Below are 25,540 nucleotides of genomic sequence, written 5' to 3'. Positions count from 1 at the left end.
TCGTTGGTCTGGGATGACGGCGGGGGGCTTAGGTCGTCCTGGTGACGGCGCCCTGGGACCAGCACTCGGTGATCTGCAGCGACTCGTCGACCCGGAAGATGTCGACCCCGACGAAGATCGCCTCCTGGCCTGGGATGTCCTGCGGCCAGCCGGTGGCACCGGTCCAGGTCCCGGTGCCGATCCAGCGGTAGGCGAAACGGCGCTCGGACTCGTCGACGAACGGTCCGAAGTCCGTGGAATACCGCAGCGCGTCGAACTTCCGGGTGAAGCCGGACACCCATGCCGACATTTCCGCAGGGCCCGATATCGTCGACGGGTCGATCGTGGCGCCGACGTCGGGCAGGTGCAGCACGTAGCCTTCCGGGGAAATGATGTCGTGTGCGATGTCGGAATCCTCGTTCCACATGCGCAGCCAGTTTTCCCAGATCTTGTGCGCGGCGGACGTGTCCAAGGTGAGCATGTGCCGATTTCCTTTTATTCAGTGGGAGAGGTGGCCGTCGGGCGGGAACCGGCCAGGGCGATACCGGCCGCGACGACGGTGAGCACGGCGGCGACGATCCATGCTTCGCGCAGGGCCGGCACCGGCGACGTCCCGCCGTGGGCGGCGCTGTCGTGGATCACGAGGAGCAGGGCGACACCGATCGCGATGCCCATCTGCTTGGCCATCGTGTGCACGGCCGAGCCCGAGGCGTAGAAGGCCTGCGGGATGGTTGCGGACACGCGCCCGGCGAACGCCGCCATCGCCACGATCGTGCCGATGGAGGTGAGCATGGAGCCCGGCATGATCGCCAGCACGTAGGGCAGCTTCGTCGGGGCCGTGACCGTCCACCACACCATGCCCAGGCCGAGGACGACGCAGCCCAGAGCCGCGGTCCTGGGCAGACCGATACTCTTGCCCATCCGCCCGGTGAGCATGGCGAACACCGGCATCAGCACGGTGCCCGGCGCGATGGCGAGACCCGTCTGGATCGCGGAGTAGCCGCGGACGTTCTGCGTCCACAGGACGACCGAGAGAAGCATCACCGCGAAGGCGGCGCTGTAGATGAACGCCGCGATGTTCGTCCGGACGTAGACGGACAGCGCGAGCAGTTCACGCGGAATGACGGGCGACGCGTGCCGCAGGTTGCGGACCACGGCGACGACGAGCATCACCACGGCGCAGGCGAACGCCGACAGCGTGGTCGCCGAGCCCCATCCGGCGTCCGGCGCCTCGACGAGCCCGAAGACGACCGCACCGACGAACAGCGCGACGGCCAGAGCACCGATCAGGTCCGGGCTCGGCGCCGAGGAGCGCTTCGCCGAGGCGGGCAGCACGCGCAGCCCGACGACCGCGGCCAGGGCGCCGATCGGCACGTTGATCAGGAAGATCAGCCGCCAGTCGGACTGGACGAGCAGGCCGCCGACGATCGGCGCCATAGCCGCGGCGATCCCGCCGGCCGCCGTCCAGCTGCGGATCGCGCGCTGCTGCAGCTCGGGCGGGTTCACCTGCAGCAGCAGGCCCATGGACGTCGGGGTGAGGGCGGCGGCACCGAGCGCCTGCAGGGCTCGTGCCGCGATCAGCACCGGCAGGCTCGGCGCGAACGCGCACAGCGCGCTGGCCAGGGTGAAGAGCACCAGCCCGCCGAGGAACACCTGCTTGCGGCCGAGATGATCGGCCAGCCGGCCGGCCGGGATCAGCGCGGCGGCGTAGAGAATGGTGTACGCGTTCAGCGTCCAGCTGACGACAGCGTTGCTGTAACCGGGAAAATCGTGCTCGATCGCCGGGAAGGCGACGTTCACGATCATCATGTCGAGGCTTGTCAGCACGAATCCGCAGCACAGGACGGCGAAGACAATCCCTCGGCGGCGGTCGGTCGCCGTGTCCACCGGAACGGTGGCGGTGGCGGCGGGCGTGTCGGCGCTCATGAGCGGTTCTTTCGGTTCGCGTTCGGATGGTTGCATCAGTGCGGCCAGGTCATCGGATGACGCCCTTGGTTCTCATCAGGTGTTCGGACAGGTAGCCGTCGTGCGGCACTCCCGGTTTCATCCATGTCGTGGTGTGGGCGCCGACGTAGACGTTGGCGATGCTCGGCTCGTCGAGCAGTTGCTGCGCGAACTCCAGGTCCTCGGTGATCGCGGCGACGACCAGCGAGGAAGTCAGCGGCGCGATCCCGTCGGCTCGGCTGAACGGCGCGATCCAGACACACGGGAAGGGCAGTTCCACGCCCAGCACCGGTGCCTCGGCATCCGGCGCGACCCGGACGACCGGGTGCAGTACGGCGGTTCCCGGCCGGACCGTCTCCACGATGTCGTCCCGACCGAAGCTCGTCGTGCCCGCACCGGCCTTCTCGACGTAGTCGGCGAGTTGACGGGCCGTCTCCACGGGCAGCTCGGTGCGGTGCTTGCCGACCTCCAGCTCGGCGAGGCGGTCGGCCAGGGCGGCGGCGAACGCGTTCGCCACGGCGGCGTCACCTTCGACGAGCACCGCGGTGGTGCAGGTGCAGGCGGCGCCGCCGAGGCCCGCGACCGAGGCGGCGATGGTGTCCAGGTGCTCGCGCCAGTCGACGTCATCGGTGACGACCGTCTTCGAGCGCCCCGGCCCCTGCGTGAGCACCGCCGGGTTCGCGGCGTACTTGTCGACGACGGCCTGCCCGCCGTAGACCAGCGCCCTGTCGGCCTGCTCGACGAGCACGTCGGCGACGTCGTGGTCGGTGGGCAGCAGGGCCACGTTCGAGGTGAAGCCCGCTTCCCGGAACGCCCGCACGAGCCGTTGCGGGGTGAAGGGTTCACGGCTCGACGGGCGGACCGCCACCGCGTATCCGAGCGCCAGCGCGCTGGGCCACAGACTGTGCACGCCCGGGGTGTTGCCGGAGGCGTGGACGGCGAGCGTCCTGCCGCGGCGCGCCCAGTACGCCGCGCCCTCCCGCACCCGGGGGTCGTCGACGCTGGTGACGGCTCCGGTCGGGATCTCCTGGGCCAGCGTGTCCGGCAGCGCGCGCAGGGTCCGCGCGATGGCGGCGATCGAGGCGTGCGCGATCACGCGCGGCACGCCGGCGCACAGGCTCACCAGGTCGAGGTAGTCGTCGATCGACTGCCCCGCGAGCGTGGCGTTCTCGAACAGGTCCGCCGCTTTGGCGAGCATCTCCAGCCGTGTCGCGTACGGCAGTACCGGGGCCTGGGCCAGCCGGGCGAACGCGCGGGTGACGTACAGCCGGGGAACCTCGGAGATGGCGCCGATCTCACGGCCGTCCGGCAGGCGGAGCGGCTTGCTCGCCCGGGCGCGGTACTCGCCCGTGTCGGTGATCGCGTCGACGTGGGCGAACACGGGCGCGCCTTCGGGGACACTCATCGTCAGTAGACCCCTTCGGTGACGGTCGTGCCGCCGAACGACTGCACCGGCGCGACGTCGGCGACCGCGTCGCCGATGTGGCCGTCCTCGGCCTGCACCCGGATCGCGGTGTCGCGTTCCAGGTTGTTGGGGATGAAAGCGAACTTGGTGATGTGGTTCATCACGATCTGGCCGCGCTCGCCGTGGGCGACCGGTCGGCCGGTCTCGGGGTCGACGACCCGGAAGAACACGTACGGGGAGAACGGGTCGAAGGTCGCCAGTCCGGAGGGCTGCTCCTCCTTCCGTTCCACCGCGACGCTGAGGATCGTCGTGCTGCCGTAGCCGCCGACGATCGGGATGCCGGGGAACACCTCCTCGCGCAGGATGGCGCGGGTGTCCGGATCCATGTGCGCCCCGCCCCAGGCGATGCGCTTGACCTTGGAGCGGACGAGCTCGACGAGTTCGGGGCGTTCGGCGATCTTCGTGAGCAGGATCGGAATGGTCTGGATCATCCCGATGTCCTGGGTCGCCAGGATGTCGGCGGTCTGGTCGACGAGGTGGTCGACGTAGGCGCGTAGCTCGTCGGTCTGGCCGCGCTCGATGAGCTTCTTGACCCACCGCGGGTCGATGTCGATGGTGAACCGCTTGCCGCCGAGCGCGTGCGACTGCCGGACGGTGACCTCGCCGATCATGTGCGGGCCGGACGGCGTCGTGGCCAGCAGGTTGATGCCCGATCCGCCGAGGCCCGACGCGGCCTTGCGGCCCGCCCAGGCCAGGTAGCGGGAGAACCAGTCCTCGAACATGACGAACCGCTTGGGCCGGCCCGTCGTGCCGCCGCTCTCGAAGATGGCCGCGATCTTCGGCGAGTCGCCGAGGCCGCGCGGGACCAGCTCCTCGGCGGCGATGTCGCGGAACTCGTCGACGACATTGGGGAACAGCGCGAGATCCTCCACGGACTTCACGTCGGTGAGGGGGTCGAAGTCCAGGGTGGCCCTGCGCTTCAGCCAGAAGGGCGACCCCGTCTCGGGGCCGAAGTGCCACTGCATGAGCGTACGCACGTAGGCGTCGGCATCGGTGACGGTCTGCTGCAGCGGGTCGACATCCAGGATCGACCAGTCGCGGGCGCCGGGGACAGACATCGTGGGTCCTTTCACGGTGTGAAGGTGTTGCTGGGGAGGGGGTGAGCGGTCAGGTCCGCGGGGCCGACGGGCCCACCTTCTGCACGAGCGCGGCCGACCAGGTGAACCCGCCGCCGCCACCGACGACGAGCGCGTACTGCCCGTCGGCGAGGAGATCGGTGCGCCGCAGGTGGTCCAGGTTCGCGAGGAAGTCGCCCGCGCCCAGATGCCCGGTCGTGTCGCGCTCACAGTGCAGCGTCGGCACGAGTCGAGGGTCGATCGCGTCGCGGTACATGAGGTCGAGCACCTTGGGGCTCAGCCGCGGGAGCATCGTCGCCGCGACGTCGTCGGTGCCGACCCCGGCCGTGTCGAGGACGCCGGCGACGAGTTCGCCGATCGTCTTCACGGCGGCGTCGCGGAACGCGGCGGTCCCGCCGGAACGCTCGAAGAAGGCGCGTTTGGTGGCCTTCACGTCGATGGTGGGCCGCAACGCGTGGGGGGTGGTGCCGAAGGGGTCGCCCTCGCGGTACATGGCTTCGAACTGCGGCCGGGCGCGCGAATCCAACGCGACCAGGCGCAGGCTGGGCACCCGCGTGCCGTCGGCCTCCGGGGAGAGGATCACGCAGGTGGCGCCGTCGCCGTACACGGTGTCGTAGTCACCGCCCCACCGGTCGAAGCCGGTGCCGCCGAACGTGTCCGCCGTGGTCACCACGCTCAGGACCGGCTCGCCCGGGACCGTGCGCCGCACCCGCTCGATGCCGATGCCGAGCGCCGCGGCGCCGCCGTTGCACATCTGCCCGACGGACATCGGAACGCACTGCTCGAACCCGGCTTCGTGGGCGATGAAATGCGCGGGTGACCAGAAGTCGTGGCCCTGGTAGTAGATGTGAGCATGCATAAGGTGACCGACGCGGTCGGGCTCGACACCCGCCTCGGCGGCGGCGGCGCGGGCCGCGGCGGCGGCGAGCACGGGCGCCGGCTCGGCACCCACGTGCACGCTCGTCACGTCCAGCCGTGCGCGCTCCTCCTCGGTGATCCGCCCCGCGCGCACGGCCCCGGCGGCGGACACCACCGCGGCGGGCAGCACGACGGCGCTGCCGATCACGAAGGCGCTCGACTCAGCCGGCGGCCGCATGCGACGGCTCCTGTCGTGTGCCGGCGACGGTGATCTTCTTCTGCATCAGGATCGGGCTCCCGCCGGGATCGTCGCGCCGAGCTGGCCGTACAGGTCGAGCTGGTCGTCGCTGAGCCAGTACTCGGCGATGCGCCGCTTCTCCAGCCGCAGGATGTCGACGCCGCAGATCGAGACCTCGGTACCCGGAGCCGCGGTGGCCGTCGCGGGTACACCGCCCTGCCACGTCCCGGTGAAGCGCCAGCGCGCCACGACGAACGTGTCACCGACGAGCCACGGCCCGAGTTCGGCTGCGAACCGCGCCCCTGGTCTGTAGCAGCTCCGGAATCCCTCGATCCAGCGCGTAACGTCGTCGCGAGTCGTCAACGACGTCGAGGGCGGCATCCCGAACGTCGGCAGGTGCACGGTGACATCATCGGCGATGAATTCGGCCGGGTCCGTGCCGCCGGTGCCGTTCCATAAACCGGTCCAGGCATCCCAGATCTGCTGTCCGAGGTCCGTCGACGGATTTCCCGCAAAAGAGGGTGTCGGTCGCATCGTCATTCTCCTTCGGTACCGACGGCCGGAATCATCACCGCGCGCCGCCGTCGGACTCGACAGGCGAAAGAGGTGAATTGGTTTTCCATCCCCCAGCTCACGCCTCCCGTGAACGCCGGGCCGCTCCGCGACGGGCGGCGGCCCTCTCGCCCGCATCGGGGCGGCCTGGCCGCGCGAACGTCGGCAAGCAACGGCGACGCGTCGTCCGGCAGGAGTGACCATAGCCCAGCCCGACACCCTCCGCAACCCTTAAGTAAGTGGTCACATACAAACGAGCCAGATCCACACACAGCATCTTGAGCTGGGAAAACATGGGGATCAACGGAGCCGCCCGAAGCCCCTGCAGGTCAGGTTAGTTAGTGCTAGCATCCAACCGGCGACGTGATCGCGCCAAGGGGAGCCGCCGAGCCGGACGCGGCGCGGAACCCGACACCGAGCCGGGGAGCCCGGCGGCGAGGTGTGCCACACTGAACTATGCAAAGAATCCGCATGTCAGCAGCAGAGCGACGGGCACAGATTCTGAATATCGCCATGCTGGAGTTCTCCCGAACCGGGCTTTTCGGAACCCCTGTCGATGTGATCGCCAAGGCGGCGGGTGTGACGCAGCCCTACGTTTTCCGGCTGTTCGGCAGCAAGACCAATTTGTTCACCGAATGCGTTCGCATTTCGTTTGCCCAGTCGACGGTGCGCATGCTGGATGCGGCGGAAGGTCTGTCCGGGGTCAACGCGCTCATTGCGATGGGTAACCAGTACCGGTCAAACCTGGAGAACAATCCCGATGTGCTGATCCAGGTCCAGGCCTTCGCCGCTTGCGCCAACGACGAGGTGCGCGAGGCCGTCCGGGAGGCCTACGGCGACCAGTGGCAGCAGCTTTCCAAGCGAGCCGGCGTGGAGCCGGTGCAGATGAAGATCTACATGGCCCTGGGGCTGCTGCTGAACAACCTGACGATGATCGGTGCCGACTCTTCCACCGGTACGGACGAGCAGTGGGTGAGCGATGCCTACACCGTCATCGGCACCTCGGTCTTCGCCGCTCTGGGGACGCTGGGCGGCACCGACATGTGAGCGTGCCCTTCCCTCGCCCTCCGCCCTCCAGAAAATCCCCGCCCCCGCGGTGTATCCGACGGCACCCTCCGCAGCCTCTGTACGAGGGCCGGTGGGACGGCACCCGGACGGGACGTCCCCCGGTGACCGGACCGTAGGGGCCGTGGGCGGCCCCGTCTCCGTGGGGAGACCGTATGTGGAGGGAGCCGACGTCATGCCGGACCACCAGCGCCGAGTCGTCATCGTCTCGGGGGGATCGCGCGGCATCGGACGCGCCATCGCCGTCCAACTCGCCGCGGAGGGCTACGACATCGCCTTCTGCGGCCGCAGCCAGTCCGCCGCTGCCGAGGAAACAGCCGAACTCGTCCGCGCGCAGGGAGCGGCCTGCTTCCACGCGCCCTGCGACGTCGCGGACCACCAGGCCGTGGAGACGTTCGTCAAGCGGGCCGAGCACGAACTCGGGCCCGTGTACGGCCTGGTGAACTCCGCGGGCATCGTCCGCGACAGCCACCTGGTGATGATGCCGGTGGAGGACTGGGCGGCGGTCATCGACGCCAACCTCACCGGCACCTTCAATTTCTGCCGCACCGTCGGCTTCGGCATGCTGAAGCGGCGCGAGGGCGTCATCGTCAATGTCTCGTCCGTGGCCGGTGTCTACGGCCACGCCACCCAGGCCAACTACGCGGCGTCCAAGGGCGGGGTGAACAGCCTGACCCGCACCCTCGCCAAGGAGCTGGCCCGGCACGGTGTCCGGGTGAACGCGGTGGCCCCGGGATTCATCGACACCGACATGACCGACGGGCTGAGCGAGAAGGCGCGCAAGGAGGCCGTCGCCGCGGTCCCGCTGCGCCGATTCGGCACCGCGCAGGAGGTCGCCGACCTCACCGCCTTCCTGCTGTCGGACAAGGCGGGCTACATCACGGGACAGATCCTCCAGGTCGACGGCGGCGTGGCCCTGTGACCCAGGCGCGCGGGCGTCCACTGTCCGGCGAGCTGCACGTGTGGTGGCTTCCGGTGCCGCCGGGCGCGTCCTCGGGGCGCGCCCGCTCGGTGCTGGACGCGGCCGAGACCGCGCGCGCCGAACGGCTGCGCAGGCCGGAACGCCGGCACCGCTTCGTGCTGGCGCACGCCGGACTGCGCCTGCTCTGCGCCCGGTACCTCGGCACGGGGCCGGGCGAGGTGGCCTTCGAGCGCGCGCCGTGTCCGCGCTGCGGGCACGGCCACGGCCGGCCCCGCCTGCGCGGCGGTGACGGCCTGGAGTTCTCCATGGCGCATTCCGGAACCGCCGTCCTCTACGCGTTCGCGACCGCCCCCGTGGGAGTGGACCTGGAGACGGCGCCGGCCCGGCCGGGCCTCGAACGGATCGTCGGCGGGTGGTTGCACCCCGGCGAACGGCGGACGCTCGACGAGCTCCCCGACGCCGAGCGGCCGGACGCGTTCCTGCGACTGTGGGTGCGCAAGGAGGCCTATCTGAAGGGGACCGGCACGGGCATCGCCCATGGAGTGGACGGCCCGCCCGGCTCGTACGACGATGCGTGGACGCTGCTCGACCTCGGTGCGCCCGACGGATTCGTCGCCGCCGCGGCCGTCCGCGACGGCGCGCCCCGCACGCTGCGCAGCAGCACACTCTCGCCGTCGGTGGTGGCGACAACGACTCGCCTGTGAGGAGACACGCGATGCAGCACAGCCGCAAGCCCGACACCCCGCCGGACGAGACCTCGCCCCTGCCGGACGGCTCGTCGGGGCCTGAGGCGTGGCTGATGGGGGCAGTACGGGAGGCGGTCGGGGAGGTTCCGCCACGGCTGCTGACCGAGGTGGCGAGCTGGCCGGCCCCGGCCCCAAAGACCTGACGGTCCGTTACATTTCCGCGGCGGTCAGCACGCCCCGGGCCTGAAGCCGATCGGCGAGCCGGCGCAGGGCGCGGCCGCGCAGCGGTCCGACGGAGCCGCGGGCAATGCCCAGACGGCGGCTCACCTCGTCGTAACCGGGAGCGGGGTCCGCGCTGAGCAGGGTCAGCAGCGCCCGGTCGCGGGCCGGCAGCGTGGACAGCGCGAGAAGGACCTCGGACCGGCGTTCACGGGAGAGCAACGCACCCTCGGGGCCGTGGTCGGCGGCGGGACGGTCGAGGACCGAGCCGTTGCCGACCGGCACGTACCGGCCGGTTCTCTGGTACTGCTTGAGGCTCTCCCGCCGGGCGCAGGTCGTGATCCAGGCGGGAAAGCGGTGCGGTGAGTGCAGCCGTGCCAGGCTCTGATACACCCGCAGCCAGGTCAGCTGGTACACCTCCTCGCAGTCGGAGGGGGCGAGGCGGTGCGAGCGAGCCACCGTCCACACCAGCGGTGAGTACTGTTCGACGAGCGCCGCCCACGCCCGCTGGCTTCCCGCCAGGCAGTCTGCGACGAGTTCTGCGGGGCCGGCAGCGACAGGGGAGCCGGTGCGCGGGGCGGGGGCGGCGGATGTGCGCGGCACGGGAACGGTTTCCTTCCAGCCGTCGGGCGACGAGGCCGCCGCGAGGGCGGCGAGACGGCTGCCGGACCGGGCGGGTCCGGCAGCCGTGGGGACAACGGCGTCAGCCAACGCTGCCGGCCTCCAGGACGGCGCAGCCGACGTTGCCGTCCCGGGCCACGGCGGTGACCAGGGCGAGCTCGCCCTCGGAGGCCGCGGTGTGCCGCCACGCCCCGATCAGTCCGGCGATCTGCAGGACCCCGGCGGCGCTGAAGCACTCACCGGTCGTCTCCTTCACCCGGACGCCGCGGCCGGGTGACCTGCCGCCGAGGGCCGCCCGTACCGCGCGCTCCTCGACGCGGTCCAGGCCCGTCAGCCCGGTGGCTCCGTACGACACCGCGCCGACCTCCTCCGGCCGCCGGCCGCAACGCTCAAGGGCCGCGGCGACGACCGAGGCCAGTGCGTCGGAGAGGCCACCGGGAGCGCCGTATCCGGTCTCGCAGGCGAGCACCCGGGCGAGCACCGGACGGCCGGCGGCCGAGGCCTCCGCCTCCTGCTCGACCATCAGCATCGCCGCTCCCTCGCCGACGGGTACGTCGACGTCGAGCGCACCGGAGAGATGCCAGCCCCACGCGCTCTGCGCGCAGAACTCCTCCACCCCGCCGACCAGGATCCGGTCGGCGTGCCCCTGGCGCAGGGCGTTGCGCGCGTACCTGAGGGCCTGGACGCCGGAGAGGTGGCCGCCGGCGATCGTGGCGTTCACGCCGTGCAGCCCGTGCCGGATGGCTATCTGGCCGGCCGCGCAGTTCATCACCGTGTTGGGGAAGAGGCTGGGGTTGACCAGATAGGGCCGCTCCTGGCGCAGCGTCTCCAGGGAGAACTCGCTGGAGCTGCGGATGCTGCCGGTGCTGGTGCCCAGGACGACGCCGGAGCGCTCACCGACCTGTCCGGGATGGACGTCGAGCGCCAGTCGGCAGGCCACCAGCGCCAGTTTCGTCGTTCGGTCCAGGTGCCGGGTGCCCTTGCGGCCGATCAGTTCGGCCACGGGCAGTTCGGGGACCACCCGCGCCGGGCGGGGCGGCAGGGTCTCCTCGCTCAGGCCGACCGGGTCGGCGTGCCCGGCGATGCCCTCGACGACGGCGCGTCCGAGCGCGTCCAGGCCGATGCCCGCGGCGCTCACCGCACCGACCGCGGTGACGGCGAGCGGGGTCGCGGGCAGCCGAGGGAAGGTGGCGACCGGGGCCGGGACGGCTGCTGCCGAGGTCATGCGACGCTCCCGAGAATCGTGATGGCGTTGTTGCCGCCGAAGGCGAAACCGTGGTTCTCCACGATGCGCGGACGTGCCGTACGCGCCCGGCCGGGCACCGGATCGACGCCCGGACCGAGGTCGGGGTCGGTGCGCTCGACCCCCGCCGTGGGCGGCAGGAACCCGTCGTACAGCGCCCGGCAGCAGATGAGCGCGCCGAAGCCGCTGGCCGCTCCCATGGTGTGGCCGATCATCGACTTGATGGAGCTGATCGGCGGGAGCCGGTCGCCGAACACCTCGCGGACGGCGGCGACCTCGGTGGCGTCGTTGGTGCGGGTACCGGTGCCGTGAGCGCAGATGTAGTCGATCTGCTCGGGCTCGACCCCGGCGCTGCGGTGGGCCGCGCGGATGCAGGCGGCGATGCTCGTCGGGTCCGGGTGCACCATGTGCTCGGCGTCGCAGTTGACGCTGTAGCCCAGCACCTCGGCGTAGATGCGGGCGCCCCGTGCGACGGCCCGCTCGTACGGTTCGAGGAGCAGGGCGACCCCGCCCTCGGCGGTGAGGATGCCGCTGCGGTCGGCGTCGAAGGGGCGGCAGATCTCCTCCGCCAGGGCGCCGAGCCGGTAGAAGCCGGCGTGGGCCCAGCGGTTCAGTGAGTCCGCGCCGCCCGCCAGCATGTACTCGGCGTCGCCGCAGGCCACCATGTCGAACGCGTAGCCCAGGGCGTAGTTGCTCGCCGAGCAGGCCGTGGCCAGGGTCAGCGCCTCCCCGGTCAGGCCGAGTTCGCTGTTGACGGCGGCGGCGATCCGGCCCGCCGGCACTGAGCCCACCAGGTCGGGCGGCAGGGACTTGAGGCCGTCGGCCGCCCAGGCGTCGACGAGTTCCTCGATCACGGCGGACTCGCCGCTGGTGGTGCCCATCACCGAGCCGGCCCGGGTGCGGGCCAGCTCGTCGGCGGACAGCCCCGCGTCCTGGACCGCGAGCCGGGCGGCCGAGGCCGCGAACTGGCTGCTGCGCCCCCACTGCGCGGGGTCGATGCGCTCCAGCCACCGGCGGGGCTCGAAGTCGTGCACCTCACCGGCGTGGACGTGCGGGAACCCGGACGTGTCGAAGGCCCGTACGGGGGAGGTGGTGCGCCGCCCGGACCGGATGGACGCCGTGAACTCGTCCGCGCCCATCCCCGCGCTGCTCACCGCGCCGAGGCCGGTGACGACCACCCGCCGTGCGCCCCGCTCAGACATCGCGCGTCTCCTTCAGGCTTCGGGACACCACGGCGCGCACGCCGTCGAGGTTGGTCATCTCGGTCAGGTCGTCCTGCGGGATGGTGACGCCGAGGTCCTTCTCGATCCTGGCGAGGATCTCGATGGCGAGCAGGGAGTCGGCGTCGTGGTCGTCGATGAAGCTGCTGGTGTCGGTGAGCTCCTCGGGCTCCAGCTCCAGGACCTCTATGACGATCGCGCGGAGGAGTTCGTCCTGCTCGGCGGTGAGAACGGAAGCGGTGCTCGGCATGACGGATGCCTTTCGTGACAGGGGTGATGTGCGGAAGCGGTGCACGGGCTCGGTGCCCACGCGGTGCGGCTGGCGACGGTGGCAGCGCGCACGGACGGCCGCCGGGTCCGCGTTCGGGGCGCCGGGCGCCGTCGCGGACCGTGGGCCGGACAGGTGGCGCAATCAGCGGGTCCGGCCCGCGCCGGCCACCGCCGGCCGCGCGGCCGTGCCGCGGTGGCGGATGTTGACCACCGACGCCTTGGCCAGGGCCAGCGGGTTGAGGAAACGCAGCGGGCCGATGAGGCGGGAGGCGAACATGTGCATGTGCCGGGCCATCGCCTCGTCGCGGGCCGCGGCCGAGAACATCAGCCTCTCGAAGGGGTTGAACGGACGGCTCTTGGCATAGTCGGCCGCCAGGTGCTGGTGCCCGCCCAGGGCCCGGCGGTGCCGACGCCGGTAGGCGGTGAGGGCGGCCGAGAGGTCCCCGCGTCCGGTCACCGCGTCGCCCGCCGCCTGGGCGAGCCACTGTGCGGACTGCAGGGCCCAGCCGCAGCCGACGCCCCACAGCGGGTCGCCGCACAGGGCGGCGTCCCCGATGAGGGCGACGCCGGGCGCGGTCGGACGCCTGCTGTGCAGCGGGTAGTTGACGGTTCCGGTGACCTTGCCGATCCGCTGCGCGCTGTCGATCGGCGGCGCCTGCGGCAGGTCCCTGACGAACTGCAGGAAGCTGCCCTCCAGATCCTCCCGGAACGCGGGGAGACGCTTCTTGTCGGGGATCACCGCGACCACGGTGACGCCGTCGTCGTTGGGCATGGCGTAGGCCATGTCCGGCTCCAGGAACCAGGAGTGGGTGATGCCGTCCTTCAACTCCAGGCCCCGGAAGTGCGCGAAATAGCTGAACCGGCCGTTGTCGTAGGTGTGGCCGGGCACACCGGCGAACTTGGCGACGGCCGAGTCCTTGCCGTCGGCGCCGACGACGAGCCGGGCGCGGATCTCGCTCTCGCCCTCCTCCTTGCCCGTGACGCGCACGCCCACGACGCGGCCGTTCTCCTTCACCAGCCCGGTCACGGTGTGCCCGAGCAACAGGTCGACACCCGGCGTCTCGGCGGCGCGGCGGCGCAGCATCGGGTCCAGCGTGCTGCGGCGCACGTTGTAGGCGTACGGCAGCTCCGGGCCGCCGGGGGCCGCCTTGGGCTCGATCCAGCCCCAACGGGTGTACCAGCGCGCCTCGTTGCGCACCGCGCCCACCTTCTCCAGCTCCTCGATCAGGCCGAGCTCGTCGAGCACCGGGTAGGCGCACGGCTGGAGGTAGTGGGTGCACAGTACTTTGTGTGCGGCGGGGTCGGAGCGCCGCTCCAGCAGGGCGACGCGGGCTCCGCGACGGGCCAGCAGCACGGCGGCGGCACTGCCGGCGATGCTGGCGCCGCTGATGACGACGTCGTACGAACGGTTCTGCGGGGTCATGCGCTGACTGCCTCCGTGTCGGGCTCGTACAGACCGAGCCGGCTGAGGAATTCGACGATGTGCGCCGCCACCGCGTCCGGCGCCTGGACCTGGCAGAAGTGCCCGAACGACGGATCCTGCCGGGCCTCGGCGCCGGGGATGCGCCGCAGGAGTTCACGCACCGCCTCCGGCGGCGCGGACGGGTCGTGGTGACCGCTGACCAGACGCACCGGGGAGGTGATCCGGTACGGCGGCAGCTCCGCGGCGCGCGCGAGCGTGGCGTAGAACTGCAGGAAGCCGTGCGGTTCCACGCGTTCCCTGACCTTGCCGCTCATCGCCTGGAGGATGTCCGCGGGCACGGTGGCGGCCCGCCGCCCCAGCCGGGTGCGCAGGCCCTCGCCGAGCACGCCGCGGAACCGCCGTACGGCCTCCGCGTAGAACTCCGGGTCCAGTGGCCGATCGTGCGGCCGGTACACGGGGGCCACCAGGACCGCCGGCGGCTGGGCGTCGGCCGTGCGGCGGGCGAGCAGGTTGAGCAGGGTCGTGGCGCCGAACGAGTGGGCGACGATCGCGTCCGGCGGGCTCGGCAACAGGCCGAGGGCCCGCTCCAGCCAGAGAGCCGATCCGCCCTCGTCGGCCCAGCGGTGCGGGGAACCTGAGCACCAGGGCAACCGCAGGGCATACAGGTGCAGTTGCCCGGGGAGCCGCCGGGCCAGCGGCAGCCAGGTGTCAGGGCTCTCCTCGAAGCCGTGCACCAGCACAAGAGCCGGTGCGCCGGGCGAGACGGCCGGCCGCTCCAGCACCCGCAACGACTCGCCGCCCACCGCGCGCTCGGTGACCAGCCGCCATGCCTCACCGTTCGGTGGGCCGTGGTCTGCCATCAACACTCGCATCACTCCTAGAGCGGGGCCCCGGGGTGGGCGTCCCGACGGAATCGGACATGCCGAACGTACGAAGGACGGTCGCCGGGAAGGGAGCTGCGTAGCGTGGTCGTGGAGCGGCGCTTTAGAACGGCTTTGGAGCCACTGGCGGAAGTGACAGCTCCGCTTGGCGGGCGCGCCCGTGAGCGCGGCCACGGCGGGGTGCGACCGATCCGTGCCAAGAAGGGATCAAGTGTCGGGAAACCGCCCGGGGGGAGGAAGCGGACGGTGTCGCGGTTCGGCCATGATCAAGAATGATCAAGACTCGACCAAAGGTCGTTGACATCCGCTGGAGCGGATTTCTAGGCTCTAGTAAGTGGTAAGTAACCACTAAGCACTCGGGGGAACTGTGAACATCTCCATACTTGGACCTTTCGACGCCCATGTGGCGGGCAGAAGGATCACGCCCACCGCGGCCAAACCCGCCACGTTGCTGGCTCTGCTGGTCGTCGAGAGGGGACGGACCATCGCCCTCGACGACTGCATCCGCGAACTGTGGCCCGACCGCGTGCCGCGTACGGCCAACGCCGCCATTCACACCTACATCAGCAAGCTCCGCGAGACACTCACCGCCGCCGCACCCGGCATGGATCCCAAGACCGTCCTCAGGACCAGGCCCGGCGGCTACCTCCTGACCCCGCACACCTGGAGCAGCGACCAGGAGGGGTTCGAACGGCTGACCGAGCGCGGGCACCGGGCCGCCGCAGCCGGTGACGACGCGGCGGCCTCCGTCCAGTTCCGCCGCGCGCTCGCCCTGTGGAAGGGCACGGCGCTGTCCAGCATCGAGACCGGACCCCTGCTGCAGCGGTGCCGGGTCGAACTGGAGGAACGGCGCAAGGCCGCATACGCACGCTGCGTGGCCGCGGAGCTGCGCCTGGGCCTGCACTACGAGCTGCTGGGCGAGCTGGTCGCCCAGGCCGCGGCCGACCGTACGGACGAACAGCTGCACGCCAACCTGATGCTCGCGCTGTACCGCGTCGGACGCCGGGTCCAGGCCTTGCAGGTCTACCGCAACCTGCGGCACCAGATGGTGACCGAACTCGGCCTCGAGCCCTCCCCCGGGGTCCGGGCGCTCCAACGCGCGATCCTCAACGCGGACAGCTCGCCCCATCTCGTCGGCAACACCGCTCAGGACCGCCGCACGGCGTAGGGCGCCGACGCACGCCCGCGAAGGGGCGGTGGCCGGCAGGTGTATCCGTCGGCGTGTGCGCGGGCTCTGTGTCACGGGAGCGCGGCGTGTCGGCCCGTCCGGAGAACCGTGCCGGACGGCCGGCCCGCCCACCCAAGGCCCCGCCGAGGGCCCAGGAGGTAGGACCTCTTGCGGCCATCGCGCAGGCCCTCGCCGACTGTTGGGGGCAGGCTGACCAATCGGGGTTGTCTGCGGGGCCGGTTCGTACAGCACGCTCGGCCGGACTTCGGGCTGATCGACGTGGCCACAGCGGTGTGGACAGGACACCCACTTCCAGGGGCCGGGCACGCGGAGCGCACCGGGACTCGTGGGCGCGGTCGGGGTCGCCGCCGGCGCAGCACCGTCGGCCGCACCCCCGAAGCCCGCACCCGGTGCACAGGCCGAAGGCGCCGCGGTAGGGGCCGCAGCGTTCGGCCTCGATGGCGGCTGTCCCGCACGGGAGCACGGGGTGCGGGTAGGGACGTCCGCTGCCGGCGAGCGGGCTGCCGTCGGCGGGGTCGTACTCGAGTCCCCTCACTCACCCTGATCAGTTCGGCCGGTGGCCCGTGAAACGGACCACCGGCCGAACTGTTTCCTACGTCACCTCAGGGCTACCGGCCCCGCCCGTACGCCGGTTCGCATCACCCTCCCGGCAACAGCCCGATGTCGGAGACCGGGCCGAGGTGGACGAGCTTGTCGGGATTGGTCAGGGCGTGGATCGCCCGGATCCGGCCGTCGGCGATGTCGAGTTCGACCACGCTGGCCACCCGCCCCTCGGCGTCGTAGGCCACGGCACCCGGCCGGCCGTTGACCCGGGCCGGCCGGAAGGCGGCCCCGAGCATCCGGACCCGGCGGAAGCCGCCGACGAGCATCCGGACGACGCGCCCCGGCTCGGCCACCGACGTCCCGAACGCCTGCGCCCTGCCGCCGCCGTCGCCCTGGAACACCACGTCGGGAGCGAGCATGCCGAGCAGCGCGTCCATGTCACCGCTGTCGGCGGCCTCGAAGAACCTGCGGGCCAGCTCCGCACCCTCGGCCCGCCGTACCGGAAGCACCGGCGCAGGGCCGTCCGGCCGCCCTTCGGGGGCGACGCGCCTTCGGGCGCGGGCGAAGATCTGCCGGCAGTTCGCCTCGGACTTGCCGACGATCCCGGCCACGTCCGCGTAGCCGTACCCGAAGACCTCGCGCAGCACGAACACCGCCCGCTCCACCGGGGTCAGGACCTCCAGCAGCACCAGGAACGCCATCGACAGCGCGTCGGACAGCTCGGCGTGCTCGGCCGGTGCGGACCGGTCGGCGGTCACGACGACCGGCTCGGGCAGCCAGTCGCCCACATAGGTCTCCCGGCGTACCCGCGCCGAACCCAGGTGGTTGATGCCGAGCCGCGTCACCGCCGTGGCCAGATAGGCCTTCACATCGGCGATCACCGTCCCCGCCCGGCGCGCGCGGGTCAGGCCGAGGAAGGCGTCCTGCACGAGATCCTCGGCGTCGCCCACGGAACCGGTCATCCCGTAGGCGATCGAGAACAGCAGCGGCCGGTATCCGTAGGCGTCCGCCCCCACGGTGACGCGCATCACATCTCTCCCTTTCACAGGACGCCGAGGTCTCTTGTCTTAGAGGGGCGACAGCACACGGGCAACCACCCAGCAGGGAGAAACCCCATGAACGTCGCTCTGTGGATCGTCGCCGGACTGCTGGCCGCCGCCTACTTCTTCGGCGGCAGCTACAAGCTGGCCACGCCGAAGGAGAAGATCGCCGCCGCCGGAGCCGCCGGGGAGTGGGTCGAGGACTTCAGCTCCGGCGGCGTCAAGGCCATCGGCACCCTGGAGATCCTCGGCGCGGCGGGCCTGATCCTGCCCGCCGCCCTCGGCATCGCCCCGGTCCTGGTCCCCGTGGCCGCCGCCGGCCTGGTCCTGCTCATGACCGGCGCCGCACTCACCCGCATCCGCCGCCACGAGTTCCACCTCGTCCCGGTGGACCTGCTCTACATCGCCCTGGCCGTCTTCGTGGCCTGGGGCCGTTTCTGACCGGAGTCCCACACCGAGCAGGGCTACGACGACGCCCGCACCACCAGCTCCGTAGCCAGCACCGCGTGCCGTCGTTCCAGTCCCCGGGACGCGGCCGGGCGGCGGTCGGCGATCTCCGCCAGGAGGAGGTCGATCATCGCGCGGCCCATCTCCTCGATGGGCTGGCGGACGCTGGTCAGGGGCGGGTCCATGTGGCGGGCGATGGCGGAGTCGTCGTAGCCGATCAGGGCCACGTCCTCGGGGATGCGGCGGCCCGCCTCGCGCAGTACCCGGCGGGCGCCCGCCGCCATCACGTCCGAGCCGGCGAAGACCGCGTCCAGATCCGGGTGCCGCTCCAGGAGCACGGACATGGCCCGGCGGCCGCCCTCTTCCGTGAAGTCACCCGGTTCCACGAGGAGTTCGTCCAGCTCCACCCCCGCATCGCGCAGGGCGTCGCGGTAGCCGTCGACGCGGCGCTGGGCGCCGTAGACGTCCGGGCGGCCGGTGATGTGGGCGATCCGGGTGCGGCCCCGCGCCAGCAGGTGCTCCACCGCCGAGCGGCCGCCGCCGTAGTTGTCGGAGTCCACCGAGGTGAGCGTCTCGCCGGCCGAGCGCGGGCCGCTGATCACGGCCGGGATCTCCAGCTGGGCCAGCAGATCGGGGAGCGGGTCGTCGGCGTGGACCGAGACCAGCAGGACGCCGTCGACGCGGTGCGCCGCCAGGTACTGGGCCAGACGCTGGCGGCCCCGGTCGTTGCCCGCGAAGGTCAGCAGCAACTGCATCTCGGTGTCGGCGAGTTCGGCACCGACACCGCGCAGCATGTCCGAGAAGTACGGCTCCGCGAAGAAGCGGGTCTCGGGCTCGGGGACGACGAGGGCGATCGCGTCCGTGCGGTTGGCGGCCAGGGCGCGGGCCGCGGTGTTGGGGACGTAGCCGAGTTCGGCGACCGCCGCCTCGACCGCGGCGCGGGTGGCGTCGCTGACCCGGGGCGAGCCGTTGATCACCCGCGAGACCGTGCCCCGGCCGACCCCGGCCCGGGCGGCGACCTCCTCGAGCGTGGGCCGACCCCCGCCCCGGCACCGCGCTCCCTGGCTTGCCATGGGCTCCGCCTTTCCGCCGCATCCTCTGTGCTGGCCGAATGTAACAGCACCGCTCACTGTGGTGACCGTTCCCTGGAGGCTGCCGCCCCCGGGCCCCCGCCAGCTGGTTTGTGTCGACCGGCGCCGTCGGCTCCCGTCGATTAACAGCCCGATAAGTCAACTATCCGTCGCTAGAGCAACGGGCTTGCACAACGGGCGCCACTGGCGGTGGCGCTGCGTTTGCGTCCAGCCCCGTCCCGCTGACGCGGTGGTGGGGCAGGGGCCGTTGACGGGGCCCCGCGTCGCCACAACTCCCACGCTCTGGCACGGATGTTGCGGGAGCCGTTCCGATCCGCGTGATCAACGAATCCGCAGGACCGGCACGCGAAGCAGGCCTGCGAGACCCGGTTCGCCTTGCCGATGTACCCGCACTCGGCACAGGTGCGCGAGGTGTACGCCGGATCGACGTACACCACCGGCACCCCCGCCCGGCGGGCCTTGTACGCGATGAACGACCCCAGCTGGGCGAAAGCCCAGCTGGAGTGGGCGGCCCGTTGGGGCTTGCGAAGCCGTACCCGCTCGCGGATGCCCGTAAGGTCTTCCAGGGCGATCCCGCGACCGGTGCGTTCAGCCTCGGCCACCACATGTTTCGCGATCTTGTGGTTGATGTCCTTCGCCCGCCGCGCCTCCTTACGGCGGCGTTTCTTCAGCCGGCGCTTGGCGGACGGGGTGTTCTTTTTCTGCAGCTTGGTACGAAGCTTCCGCTCCCGCGCGCGGATGCGGTTGAGCTCGCGCCCGGCCATGATCTCGCCGTCACTGGTGGTGGCGATGTTCACGATGCCAAGATCGATGCCGCGGAAGTCCACCGGGTCGGAGTTCGCCGGTGCTTCGGGCACCTCACAGGTGGCCATCAGAAACCACATGCCGTCCCGCCACACCAGGTCGGACTCGCCTTTCCGGTACAACGCCAGGGTGGCCAGCTGCTCCGGGGACGCGGTGAACGCCACGTCTTTCACCCGCCCCTGCACGGTCCAGACTGAGATCCGGCGCTGGTCGATCTGCCAGGACAGCATCCGGTCGTCGTACGGTTGTGCCCCCTGTACACGGAAGGCGATCGGCTTCTCCACAGCGCGGCGGTACCGTTTCGAGCCCGGCCTGCCCAGGTTCCCGGCCTTCAGACTGGCCCTCAGTGTGGCGTACGCATCGCACACCTTCTTGATCACGTGCTGGGCGGCCTGTGCACCCAGCCCCCACCGGGCCTTGATCTCGGCGTAGGTGTGCTCGCGCAGCGCGAAGTTTCTCTTCACATCCTTCGCGAAAGCCACGCCGCTGACCCAGCCGGCGGCCTCGTTGCAGGCGCGCAGGGTCGCCTCAAGTGCCGCCGCCTGCACGGGCGTCGGCAGCAACTGGACTTGCACCACCAGCTTCACGATCACCGAACGTACACACCCGTACGACTCTCCACTGCACGTTCCCCTCTCCTCACCCGACAGAGTGAAGCTGAACGCGCTCCTCCGCGTCATCTCCCTTGACACCCCGCCTCGAACCGACGACTCTTCAACACATCACTTGTGGGAGCGCTCCCACACTACCTGGCACATACACATCCCGCACGTTCCCCGCCCGAGCCGCAGCGAGCAACAGACGGGCCCAACAGTGCAGTTGGCCGGGGGGTCGGCACGTCAGGCAACAGGAGGACGCAATGCGCACGAGCATCCGCCGGTCCCGCAGGCTGGGGGCCCTCGCGGCCGTGGCCGCGCTGACCACGGGGCTGCTGGCCGGCTGCGCCAAGGACAGCGGCAGCAAGTCCGACACCTCGGGCGATGGCGGCGGCAAGGGCAAGACCACGATCACCCTGGGTCTGTTCGGCACCATGGGCTTCAAAGAGGCCGGCCTCTACACCGAGTACGAGAAGCTGCACCCGAACATCTCGATCCAGGAGAACGTGATCGAGAAGAACGAGAACTACTACCCGGCCCTGGTCAACCACCTCACCACCAACAGCGGCCTGCAGGACATCCAGGCCGTCGAGGTCGGCAACATCGCCGAGGTCGTCCAGACCCAGGCGAGCAAGCTGGAGGACCTCTCCAAGGTCCAGGGCGTGAACAAGACCAACTGGCTGGACTGGAAGTGGCAGCAGGCCACCACCAAGGACGGGCAGACGGTCGGCCTCGGCACCGACATCGGGCCGATGGCGATCTGCTACCGCAAGGATCTGTTCAAGTCGGCCGGGCTCCCCACCGACCGCGACCAGGTGTCCAAGCTGTGGGCCGGTGACTGGAGCAAGCTCGTCTCCACCGGCGAGCAGTACAAGAAGAAGGCACCCAGCGGCACCACCTTCATGGACTCCCCCGGCGGTCTGCTCAACGCGATCCTCAGCAGTGCGAGCCAGAAGTTCTACGACGCCTCCGGCAAGGTCATCTACAAGTCGAACCCGGCCGTGCGGAACGCCTTCAACCTGACCGCCCAGGCCGCCAAGGACGGGCTGGTCCAGTCGCAGCCGCAGTTCCAGCCGGGCTGGGACCAGCTGATCTCCAACAGCAAGTTCGCCTCCGTGGCCTGCCCGCCGTGGATGCTCGGCTACATCAAGGGCAAGTCGAAGGCGGACACCGCCGGTCAGTGGGACGTGGCCCAGGCGCCGCAGGCCGGCAACTGGGGCGGCACCTTCCTGGCCGTGCCCAAGTCCGGCAAGAACGTCACCGAGGCCGAGAAGTTCGTGACCTGGCTGACCGCGCCCGCCCAGCAGGCCAAGCTCTTCGCCGTCCAGGGCAGCTTCCCGAGCGCGCCGCCCGCGTACACGACGTCCCAGGTCACCGGCGCGAAGAACCAGATGACCGGGGACGCCCCGATCGGCACGATCTTCGCCCAGGCCGCCAAGTCCATCCCGACCCAGCCGATCGGCCCGAAGGACCAGATCATCCAGCAGGGCCTGACGGACAACGGCGTCATCCTCGTCACCAAGGGCAAGTCGGCCGAGGACGCCTGGAACACGGCCTCCAAGACCATCGACAACAACTTGGAGAAGTGACCGGCATGGCCACCCGGCACGACGCCGCCGCGCCCCCCGTCAAGGAGGGGGGCGCGGCCCCGGCCCGCTCCGGCGCCGGATCCGGCATGTCCGGCGGCGACGAGCGGCGGCGGGCGCGGCTGTCCCGCCGCTGGCAGCGGGACGTGCGCTTCAGTCCGTACGCCTTCGTCTCCCCGTTCTTCCTGCTCTTCGTCGCCTTCGGCCTGTTCCCGCTGATCTACACGGGCTGGGCCTCGCTGCACACGGTGGAGCTGACCGCGCCCACCGACATGCAGTGGGCGGGGCTGCACAACTACACCCGGATCTTCGACGACGACTTCTTCTGGAACGCGGCGAAGAACACCCTGACCATCGGGATCATCTCCACCGTCCCGCAGCTGGCGATGGCGATGGGGCTGGCCCACATCCTCAACTACAAGCTGCGCGCCTCGACCTTCTTCCGGGTCGTGATGCTGGCGCCGTACGCGACGTCGATCGCCGCCGCGTCGCTGGTCTTCGTGCTGCTCTTCGGCCGCGACTACGGCATGATCAACTGGGCGCTGCACTCCGTCGGCGGCGGCCACATCGACTGGCAGAACGACAAGTGGCCCTCGCAGATCGCGGTCTCCTCGATCGTCGTCTGGCGCTGGACCGGCTACAACGCGCTGATCTACCTCGCGGCGATGCAGGCGGTCCCGCAGGATCTGTACGAGTCGGCGGCGCTGGACGGCGCCAACCGCTGGCAGCAGTTCTTCCACGTCACACTGCCGCAGCTGCGCCCGACGATCCTGTTCACCTGTGTCGTGTCGACGATCGGCGCCTCGCAGCTGTTCGGCGAGCCGCTGATGTTCGACGCCAACAAGGGCGCCTCCGGCGGCGCCGAGCACCAGTTCCAGACGCTCGGCCTGTACCTGTACGAGCAGGGCTGGGTCAACCAGCACCTGGGCCGCGCCTCCGCGATCGCCTGGACGATGTTCCTGATCCTCATCGTGATCGGGATCGTCAACTACGTCATCTCGCGCCGCCTGCGCGAGAGTAGTTAGGAGTACGGCCGTGACGACGACCCTGACCCCGACCACCGAGGCGGCGACGGACAAGGAGCCCAGGCGGCTTCGGCGGCCGAAGGCGGCGCGGGCCGGCGGGACGCTGCACGCGGGCCCGCTCGCGTACGCGGTCCTGATCCTGTTCTCGCTCGGCTCGCTGTTCCCGCTGGTGTGGACGGCGATCGCCGCGTCCCGCGACAACAACCGGCTGGCCGAGACCCCGCCGCCGTTCTGGTTCGGGTCCAATCTCGCCCACAACCTGGACATCGCCTGGAACGACGCCAACCTGGGCAAGGCGTTCGTCAACACCACGTTCGTGGCCGGTGTTTCGGCGGGGACCATCGTCTTCCTGTCGACGATCGCCGGGTTCGCCTTCGCCAAGCTGCGGTTCAAGGGCCGCAACGCCCTGATGCTGATCGTGATCGGCACGATGATGGTGCCGCCGCAGCTCAGCATCATCCCGCTGTACATGATGGTCGCCAAGCTGGACTGGACCGACCAGCTGCAGGCGGTGATCCTGCCGTCGCTGGTGAGCGCGTTCGGGGTGTTCTTCATGCGGCAGTACCTGATGCAGGCGCTGCCGGACGAGCTGATCGAGGCGGCCCGGGTGGACGGCGCGAGCAGCTGGCGCGTGGTGTGGCACATCGTGTTCCCGGCGGCCCGGCCCGCGATGGCGGTCCTCGGGATGCTGATGTTCGTCCAGACCTGGAACGACTTCCTGTGGCCGTTCCTGGTCCTCACCCAGAACGGCAATCCGACCGTGCAGGTCGCGGTCTCGGCGCTGGGCCGCGGCTACACCCCCGACCAGTCCCTGATCATGGCGGGCGCGCTGCTCGGCACGCTGCCGCTGCTGCTCGTGTTCGCGGTCTTCGGCAAGCAGATCGTGGGCGGGATCATGCAGGGCGCGGTCAAGGGCTGACCGCCTTCCGCGCAAGGGGCCGGGTCAGCGTCGTCCCGGCCCCTCTTCTCTCCTTCACTTCACCGGTCTCCTACGACCCTCTATGGGAGCGCTTCCATGCCTGACTCCGTGTCCTCCGTGTCCCCCGTGAGCTTTCCGCCCGCCTTCCTGTGGGGTGCGGCGACCTCGGCGTACCAGATCGAGGGGGCGGTACGGGAGGACGGCCGTACCCCCTCGATCTGGGACACCTTCAGCCATACGCCGGGCAGGACGGCCGGCGGCGAGACCGGTGACATCGCTGTCGACCACTACCACCGTTACCGCGAGGACGTGGCGTTGATGGCGGAGCTGGGCCTGACGGCGTACCGCTTCTCGGTCTCCTGGTCCCGGGTGCAGCCGACCGGCCGTGGTCCGGCGGTGCAGCGGGGTCTGGACTTCTACCGCCGGCTGGTGGACGAGCTGCTGGCGCACGGCATCAAGCCGGCGCTCACCCTCTACCACTGGGATCTGCCGCAGGAGCTGGAGGACGCGGGCGGCTGGCCGGAGCGGGACACCGCGCTGCGGTTCGCCGAGTACGCGCACCTGGTCGGGGAGGCGCTGGGCGACCGGGTGGAGCAGTGGATCACCCTCAACGAGCCCTGGTGCAGCGCCTTCCTGGGCTACGGCTCCGGCGTCCACGCCCCCGGCCGTACCGACCCGGCGGCCTCGCTGCGCGCCGCCCATCACCTCAACCTGGCGCACGGTCTGGGCACGTCGGCCCTGCGTGCGGTGATGCCCGCCCGCAACCAGATCGCCATCAGCCTCAACTCCTCGGTGGTGCGGCCGCGTTCCGAGGACCCGGCCGACCTGGCCGCGGCCCGCCGGATCGACGACCTGGCCAACGGGGTCTTCCACGGACCGATGCTGCACGGCGCGTACCCCGAGTCGCTGCTCGCCGCGACGGCCTCGGTCACCGACTGGTCGTACGTCCTCGACGGCGACCTGCGCACGGCGAACGCGCCGCTGGACGCGCTGGGCCTCAACTACTACACCCCGTCGCTGGTCTCGGCCGCCTCCGACGAGGTCACCGGTCCGCGGGCGGACGGCCACGGCGCCAGCGACCACTCCCCCTGGCCGGGCGCCGACGACGTGCTGTTCCACCAGACGCCGGGCGAGCGCACCGAGATGGGCTGGAGCATCGACCCGACGGGCCTGTACGACCTGATCACGCGCTACACCCGCGAGGCCCCGGGCCTGCCGCTGTACGTCACCGAGAACGGAGCGGCCTACGACGACAAGCCCGACCCCGACGGCCGCGTCCACGACCCCGAGCGCATCGCCTACCTGCACGGCCACCTCTCGGCGGTCCGCCGGGCGATCACCGACGGCGCCGATGTGCGGGGCTACTACCTGTGGTCGCTGATGGACAACTTCGAGTGGGCGTACGGCTACGGAAAGCGGTTCGGCGCGGTCTACGTGGACTACGCGACGCTGGAGCGCACCCCGAAGTCGAGCGCGTGGTGGTACAGCGAGGCGGCGCGTACGGGGACCCTGCCGCCGGTGGGCTCCGCCGCCTGAAAGACGGGGGTGCGGCCCGCCGTGGGGGCGGGCCGCACCTCTTCCGCACGCGGATGTGCTCGATGCCGCCGCCCGCGGCGGTGAGCTTCGACGGGCCCTTCT

25 protein-coding genes are annotated in these 25,540 nt (G+C 70.9%); 10 read left to right on the top strand and 15 right to left on the bottom strand.

Annotated elements, in window-relative coordinates; translation table 11 throughout:
• Positions 1–28: 28 nt before the first annotated feature.
• From ACH47Z_RS08295 to ACH47Z_RS08270, 6 genes are read right to left on the bottom strand one after another with little or no spacing between them, the layout of a single operon-like run.
• Complete coding sequence (locus tag ACH47Z_RS08295) at positions 29–460, bottom strand: hypothetical protein (RefSeq protein ID WP_399071853.1); 432 nt, start codon at positions 458–460, stop codon at positions 29–31.
• A gap of 14 nt (positions 461–474) precedes the next feature.
• On the bottom strand, positions 475–1,905 hold the full coding sequence (locus ACH47Z_RS08290; RefSeq protein WP_399071851.1) for an MFS transporter: 1,431 nt from the start codon (positions 1,903–1,905) through the stop codon (positions 475–477).
• Between the two features lie 49 nt (positions 1,906–1,954).
• Positions 1,955–3,328, bottom strand: a complete 1,374-nt coding sequence (locus ACH47Z_RS08285; protein WP_399071849.1) for an aldehyde dehydrogenase family protein — start codon at positions 3,326–3,328, stop codon at positions 1,955–1,957.
• Between the two features lie 2 nt (positions 3,329–3,330).
• Entirely contained in the window at positions 3,331–4,446 is a 1,116-nt protein-coding gene (locus tag ACH47Z_RS08280) for an AMP-binding protein (protein WP_399071847.1), read from the bottom strand.
• A gap of 49 nt (positions 4,447–4,495) precedes the next feature.
• The gene (locus tag ACH47Z_RS08275) at positions 4,496–5,560 is read right to left on the bottom strand and encodes a 3-oxoacyl-[acyl-carrier-protein] synthase III C-terminal domain-containing protein (protein ID WP_399071845.1); all 1,065 of its coding nucleotides are present in this window, start codon (positions 5,558–5,560) and stop codon (positions 4,496–4,498) included.
• A gap of 45 nt (positions 5,561–5,605) precedes the next feature.
• Positions 5,606–6,094, bottom strand: coding sequence for an ester cyclase (locus tag ACH47Z_RS08270; RefSeq protein ID WP_399071842.1), 489 nt, complete (start codon positions 6,092–6,094; stop codon positions 5,606–5,608).
• 489 nt (positions 6,095–6,583) lie between these two features.
• On the opposite strand from ACH47Z_RS08270, the gene ACH47Z_RS08265 reads away from it, so the two are divergent.
• The 4 genes from ACH47Z_RS08265 to ACH47Z_RS08250 all read left to right on the top strand — a co-directional run bounded on the left by ACH47Z_RS08265 (position 6,584) and on the right by ACH47Z_RS08250 (position 8,988).
• Complete coding sequence (locus ACH47Z_RS08265) at positions 6,584–7,159, top strand: TetR/AcrR family transcriptional regulator (protein ID WP_399071840.1); 576 nt, start codon at positions 6,584–6,586, stop codon at positions 7,157–7,159.
• A gap of 193 nt (positions 7,160–7,352) precedes the next feature.
• Positions 7,353–8,099, top strand: a complete 747-nt coding sequence (fabG, locus tag ACH47Z_RS08260) for a 3-oxoacyl-[acyl-carrier-protein] reductase (protein ID WP_399071838.1) — start codon at positions 7,353–7,355, stop codon at positions 8,097–8,099.
• Complete coding sequence (locus ACH47Z_RS08255; RefSeq protein WP_399071835.1) at positions 8,096–8,803, top strand: 4'-phosphopantetheinyl transferase family protein; 708 nt, start codon at positions 8,096–8,098, stop codon at positions 8,801–8,803. The genes fabG and ACH47Z_RS08255 overlap by 4 nt, the downstream gene beginning before the upstream one ends.
• An 11-nt stretch (positions 8,804–8,814) precedes the next feature.
• Entirely contained in the window at positions 8,815–8,988 is a 174-nt protein-coding gene (locus tag ACH47Z_RS08250; protein ID WP_399071833.1) for a hypothetical protein, read from the top strand.
• A 7-nt stretch (positions 8,989–8,995) separates the two neighbouring features.
• On the opposite strand, the gene ACH47Z_RS08245 is transcribed toward ACH47Z_RS08250, so the two are convergent.
• The 6 genes from ACH47Z_RS08245 to ACH47Z_RS08220 form a co-directional block, all read right to left on the bottom strand.
• A complete protein-coding gene (locus tag ACH47Z_RS08245; RefSeq protein ID WP_399071831.1) occupies positions 8,996–9,607 on the bottom strand; it encodes an RNA polymerase sigma factor in 612 nt (203 codons plus the stop codon).
• Positions 9,608–9,707: 100 nt separating this feature from the next.
• The gene (locus tag ACH47Z_RS08240; RefSeq protein ID WP_399071830.1) at positions 9,708–10,850 is read right to left on the bottom strand and encodes a beta-ketoacyl synthase N-terminal-like domain-containing protein; all 1,143 of its coding nucleotides are present in this window, start codon (positions 10,848–10,850) and stop codon (positions 9,708–9,710) included.
• Positions 10,847–12,070, bottom strand: coding sequence for a beta-ketoacyl-[acyl-carrier-protein] synthase family protein (locus tag ACH47Z_RS08235; protein WP_399071828.1), 1,224 nt, complete (start codon positions 12,068–12,070; stop codon positions 10,847–10,849). The genes ACH47Z_RS08240 and ACH47Z_RS08235 overlap by 4 nt, the downstream gene beginning before the upstream one ends.
• The gene (locus ACH47Z_RS08230; protein ID WP_399071826.1) at positions 12,063–12,338 is read right to left on the bottom strand and encodes an acyl carrier protein; all 276 of its coding nucleotides are present in this window, start codon (positions 12,336–12,338) and stop codon (positions 12,063–12,065) included. Before ACH47Z_RS08230 ends, ACH47Z_RS08235 begins: the two co-directional genes overlap by 8 nt.
• Positions 12,339–12,500: 162 nt before the next feature.
• Positions 12,501–13,781 carry an NAD(P)/FAD-dependent oxidoreductase gene (locus ACH47Z_RS08225; protein ID WP_399071824.1) on the bottom strand — a complete coding sequence of 427 codons (1,281 nt, stop codon included), beginning with the start codon at positions 13,779–13,781 and terminating at the stop codon, positions 12,501–12,503.
• The gene (locus tag ACH47Z_RS08220; RefSeq protein ID WP_399071823.1) at positions 13,778–14,641 is read right to left on the bottom strand and encodes an alpha/beta fold hydrolase; all 864 of its coding nucleotides are present in this window, start codon (positions 14,639–14,641) and stop codon (positions 13,778–13,780) included. Before ACH47Z_RS08220 ends, ACH47Z_RS08225 begins: the two co-directional genes overlap by 4 nt.
• A gap of 388 nt (positions 14,642–15,029) precedes the next feature.
• Here ACH47Z_RS08220 and ACH47Z_RS08215 point away from each other — a divergent pair, with 388 nt between their 5' ends.
• The gene (locus ACH47Z_RS08215; protein ID WP_399071821.1) at positions 15,030–15,830 is read left to right on the top strand and encodes a BTAD domain-containing putative transcriptional regulator; all 801 of its coding nucleotides are present in this window, start codon (positions 15,030–15,032) and stop codon (positions 15,828–15,830) included.
• Between the two features lie 659 nt (positions 15,831–16,489).
• Here the strand turns inward: ACH47Z_RS08215 and sigJ are convergent.
• Positions 16,490–17,422 carry an RNA polymerase sigma factor SigJ gene (gene sigJ, locus ACH47Z_RS08210; protein WP_399071819.1) on the bottom strand — a complete coding sequence of 311 codons (933 nt, stop codon included), beginning with the start codon at positions 17,420–17,422 and terminating at the stop codon, positions 16,490–16,492.
• A gap of 87 nt (positions 17,423–17,509) precedes the next feature.
• On the opposite strand from sigJ, the gene ACH47Z_RS08205 reads away from it, so the two are divergent.
• A complete protein-coding gene (locus ACH47Z_RS08205; RefSeq protein ID WP_399071817.1) occupies positions 17,510–17,875 on the top strand; it encodes a DoxX family protein in 366 nt (121 codons plus the stop codon).
• Positions 17,876–17,898: 23 nt separating this feature from the next.
• Here ACH47Z_RS08205 and ACH47Z_RS08200 read toward each other — a convergent pair whose 3' ends face one another.
• Together ACH47Z_RS08200 and ACH47Z_RS08195 are read right to left on the bottom strand one after the other, a co-directional pair.
• Positions 17,899–18,954, bottom strand: a complete 1,056-nt coding sequence (locus ACH47Z_RS08200) for a LacI family DNA-binding transcriptional regulator (RefSeq protein WP_399071815.1) — start codon at positions 18,952–18,954, stop codon at positions 17,899–17,901.
• 170 nt (positions 18,955–19,124) lie between these two features.
• The gene (locus tag ACH47Z_RS08195) at positions 19,125–20,363 is read right to left on the bottom strand and encodes an RNA-guided endonuclease InsQ/TnpB family protein (RefSeq protein ID WP_399072325.1); all 1,239 of its coding nucleotides are present in this window, start codon (positions 20,361–20,363) and stop codon (positions 19,125–19,127) included.
• A 272-nt stretch (positions 20,364–20,635) separates the two neighbouring features.
• On the opposite strand from ACH47Z_RS08195, the gene ACH47Z_RS08190 reads away from it, so the two are divergent.
• The 4 genes from ACH47Z_RS08190 (at position 20,636) to ACH47Z_RS08175 (ending at position 25,438) form a co-directional block, all read left to right on the top strand.
• Positions 20,636–21,961: an ABC transporter substrate-binding protein gene (locus ACH47Z_RS08190; RefSeq protein WP_399071813.1), complete on the top strand. Its 1,326-nt coding sequence runs from the start codon at positions 20,636–20,638 to the stop codon at positions 21,959–21,961.
• A 5-nt stretch (positions 21,962–21,966) separates the two neighbouring features.
• Positions 21,967–22,983, top strand: coding sequence for a carbohydrate ABC transporter permease (locus ACH47Z_RS08185; RefSeq protein ID WP_399071811.1), 1,017 nt, complete (start codon positions 21,967–21,969; stop codon positions 22,981–22,983).
• Between the two features lie 10 nt (positions 22,984–22,993).
• Entirely contained in the window at positions 22,994–23,902 is a 909-nt protein-coding gene (locus ACH47Z_RS08180) for a carbohydrate ABC transporter permease (protein ID WP_399071810.1), read from the top strand.
• A 96-nt stretch (positions 23,903–23,998) separates the two neighbouring features.
• Positions 23,999–25,438 (top strand): GH1 family beta-glucosidase, encoded by a 1,440-nt coding sequence (locus tag ACH47Z_RS08175; RefSeq protein ID WP_399071806.1) that lies wholly within the window; start codon positions 23,999–24,001, stop codon positions 25,436–25,438.
• Positions 25,439–25,540: the final 102 nt, after the last annotated feature.

This window comes from Streptomyces sp. NPDC020192 (genome assembly GCF_044388685.1).
GTDB lineage: Bacteria > Actinomycetota > Actinomycetes > Streptomycetales > Streptomycetaceae > Streptomyces.
The sequence above is the reverse complement of the archived record's forward strand: the minus strand, read 5'-3'. Positions and strand labels throughout refer to the sequence as shown.

Bases quoted from the DNA above. Each gene is read 5' to 3' on its own strand.
- ACH47Z_RS08190 (WP_399071813.1), top strand. From the start codon at position 20,636: ATGCGCACGAGCATCCGCCGGTCCCGCAGGCTGGGGGCCCTCGCGGCC.
- ACH47Z_RS08240 (WP_399071830.1), bottom strand. From the start codon at position 10,850: ATGACCTCGGCAGCAGCCGTCCCGGCCCCGGTCGCCACCTTCCCTCGG.
- ACH47Z_RS08250 (WP_399071833.1), top strand. From the start codon at position 8,815: ATGCAGCACAGCCGCAAGCCCGACACCCCGCCGGACGAGACCTCGCCC.
- ACH47Z_RS08225 (WP_399071824.1), bottom strand. From the start codon at position 13,781: ATGACCCCGCAGAACCGTTCGTACGACGTCGTCATCAGCGGCGCCAGC.
- ACH47Z_RS08275 (WP_399071845.1), bottom strand. From the start codon at position 5,560: ATGCGGCCGCCGGCTGAGTCGAGCGCCTTCGTGATCGGCAGCGCCGTC.
- ACH47Z_RS08290 (WP_399071851.1), bottom strand. From the start codon at position 1,905: ATGAGCGCCGACACGCCCGCCGCCACCGCCACCGTTCCGGTGGACACG.
- ACH47Z_RS08220 (WP_399071823.1), bottom strand. From the start codon at position 14,641: ATGGCAGACCACGGCCCACCGAACGGTGAGGCATGGCGGCTGGTCACC.
- ACH47Z_RS08270 (WP_399071842.1), bottom strand. From the start codon at position 6,094: ATGCGACCGACACCCTCTTTTGCGGGAAATCCGTCGACGGACCTCGGA.
- ACH47Z_RS08295 (WP_399071853.1), bottom strand. From the start codon at position 460: ATGCTCACCTTGGACACGTCCGCCGCGCACAAGATCTGGGAAAACTGG.
- ACH47Z_RS08265 (WP_399071840.1), top strand. From the start codon at position 6,584: ATGTCAGCAGCAGAGCGACGGGCACAGATTCTGAATATCGCCATGCTG.
- ACH47Z_RS08185 (WP_399071811.1), top strand. From the start codon at position 21,967: ATGGCCACCCGGCACGACGCCGCCGCGCCCCCCGTCAAGGAGGGGGGC.
- ACH47Z_RS08230 (WP_399071826.1), bottom strand. From the start codon at position 12,338: ATGCCGAGCACCGCTTCCGTTCTCACCGCCGAGCAGGACGAACTCCTC.
- sigJ (WP_399071819.1), bottom strand. From the start codon at position 17,422: ATGCGCGTCACCGTGGGGGCGGACGCCTACGGATACCGGCCGCTGCTG.
- ACH47Z_RS08175 (WP_399071806.1), top strand. From the start codon at position 23,999: ATGCCTGACTCCGTGTCCTCCGTGTCCCCCGTGAGCTTTCCGCCCGCC.
- ACH47Z_RS08235 (WP_399071828.1), bottom strand. From the start codon at position 12,070: ATGTCTGAGCGGGGCGCACGGCGGGTGGTCGTCACCGGCCTCGGCGCG.
- fabG (WP_399071838.1), top strand. From the start codon at position 7,353: ATGCCGGACCACCAGCGCCGAGTCGTCATCGTCTCGGGGGGATCGCGC.
- ACH47Z_RS08205 (WP_399071817.1), top strand. From the start codon at position 17,510: ATGAACGTCGCTCTGTGGATCGTCGCCGGACTGCTGGCCGCCGCCTAC.
- ACH47Z_RS08280 (WP_399071847.1), bottom strand. From the start codon at position 4,446: ATGTCTGTCCCCGGCGCCCGCGACTGGTCGATCCTGGATGTCGACCCG.
- ACH47Z_RS08285 (WP_399071849.1), bottom strand. From the start codon at position 3,328: ATGAGTGTCCCCGAAGGCGCGCCCGTGTTCGCCCACGTCGACGCGATC.
- ACH47Z_RS08200 (WP_399071815.1), bottom strand. From the start codon at position 18,954: ATGGCAAGCCAGGGAGCGCGGTGCCGGGGCGGGGGTCGGCCCACGCTC.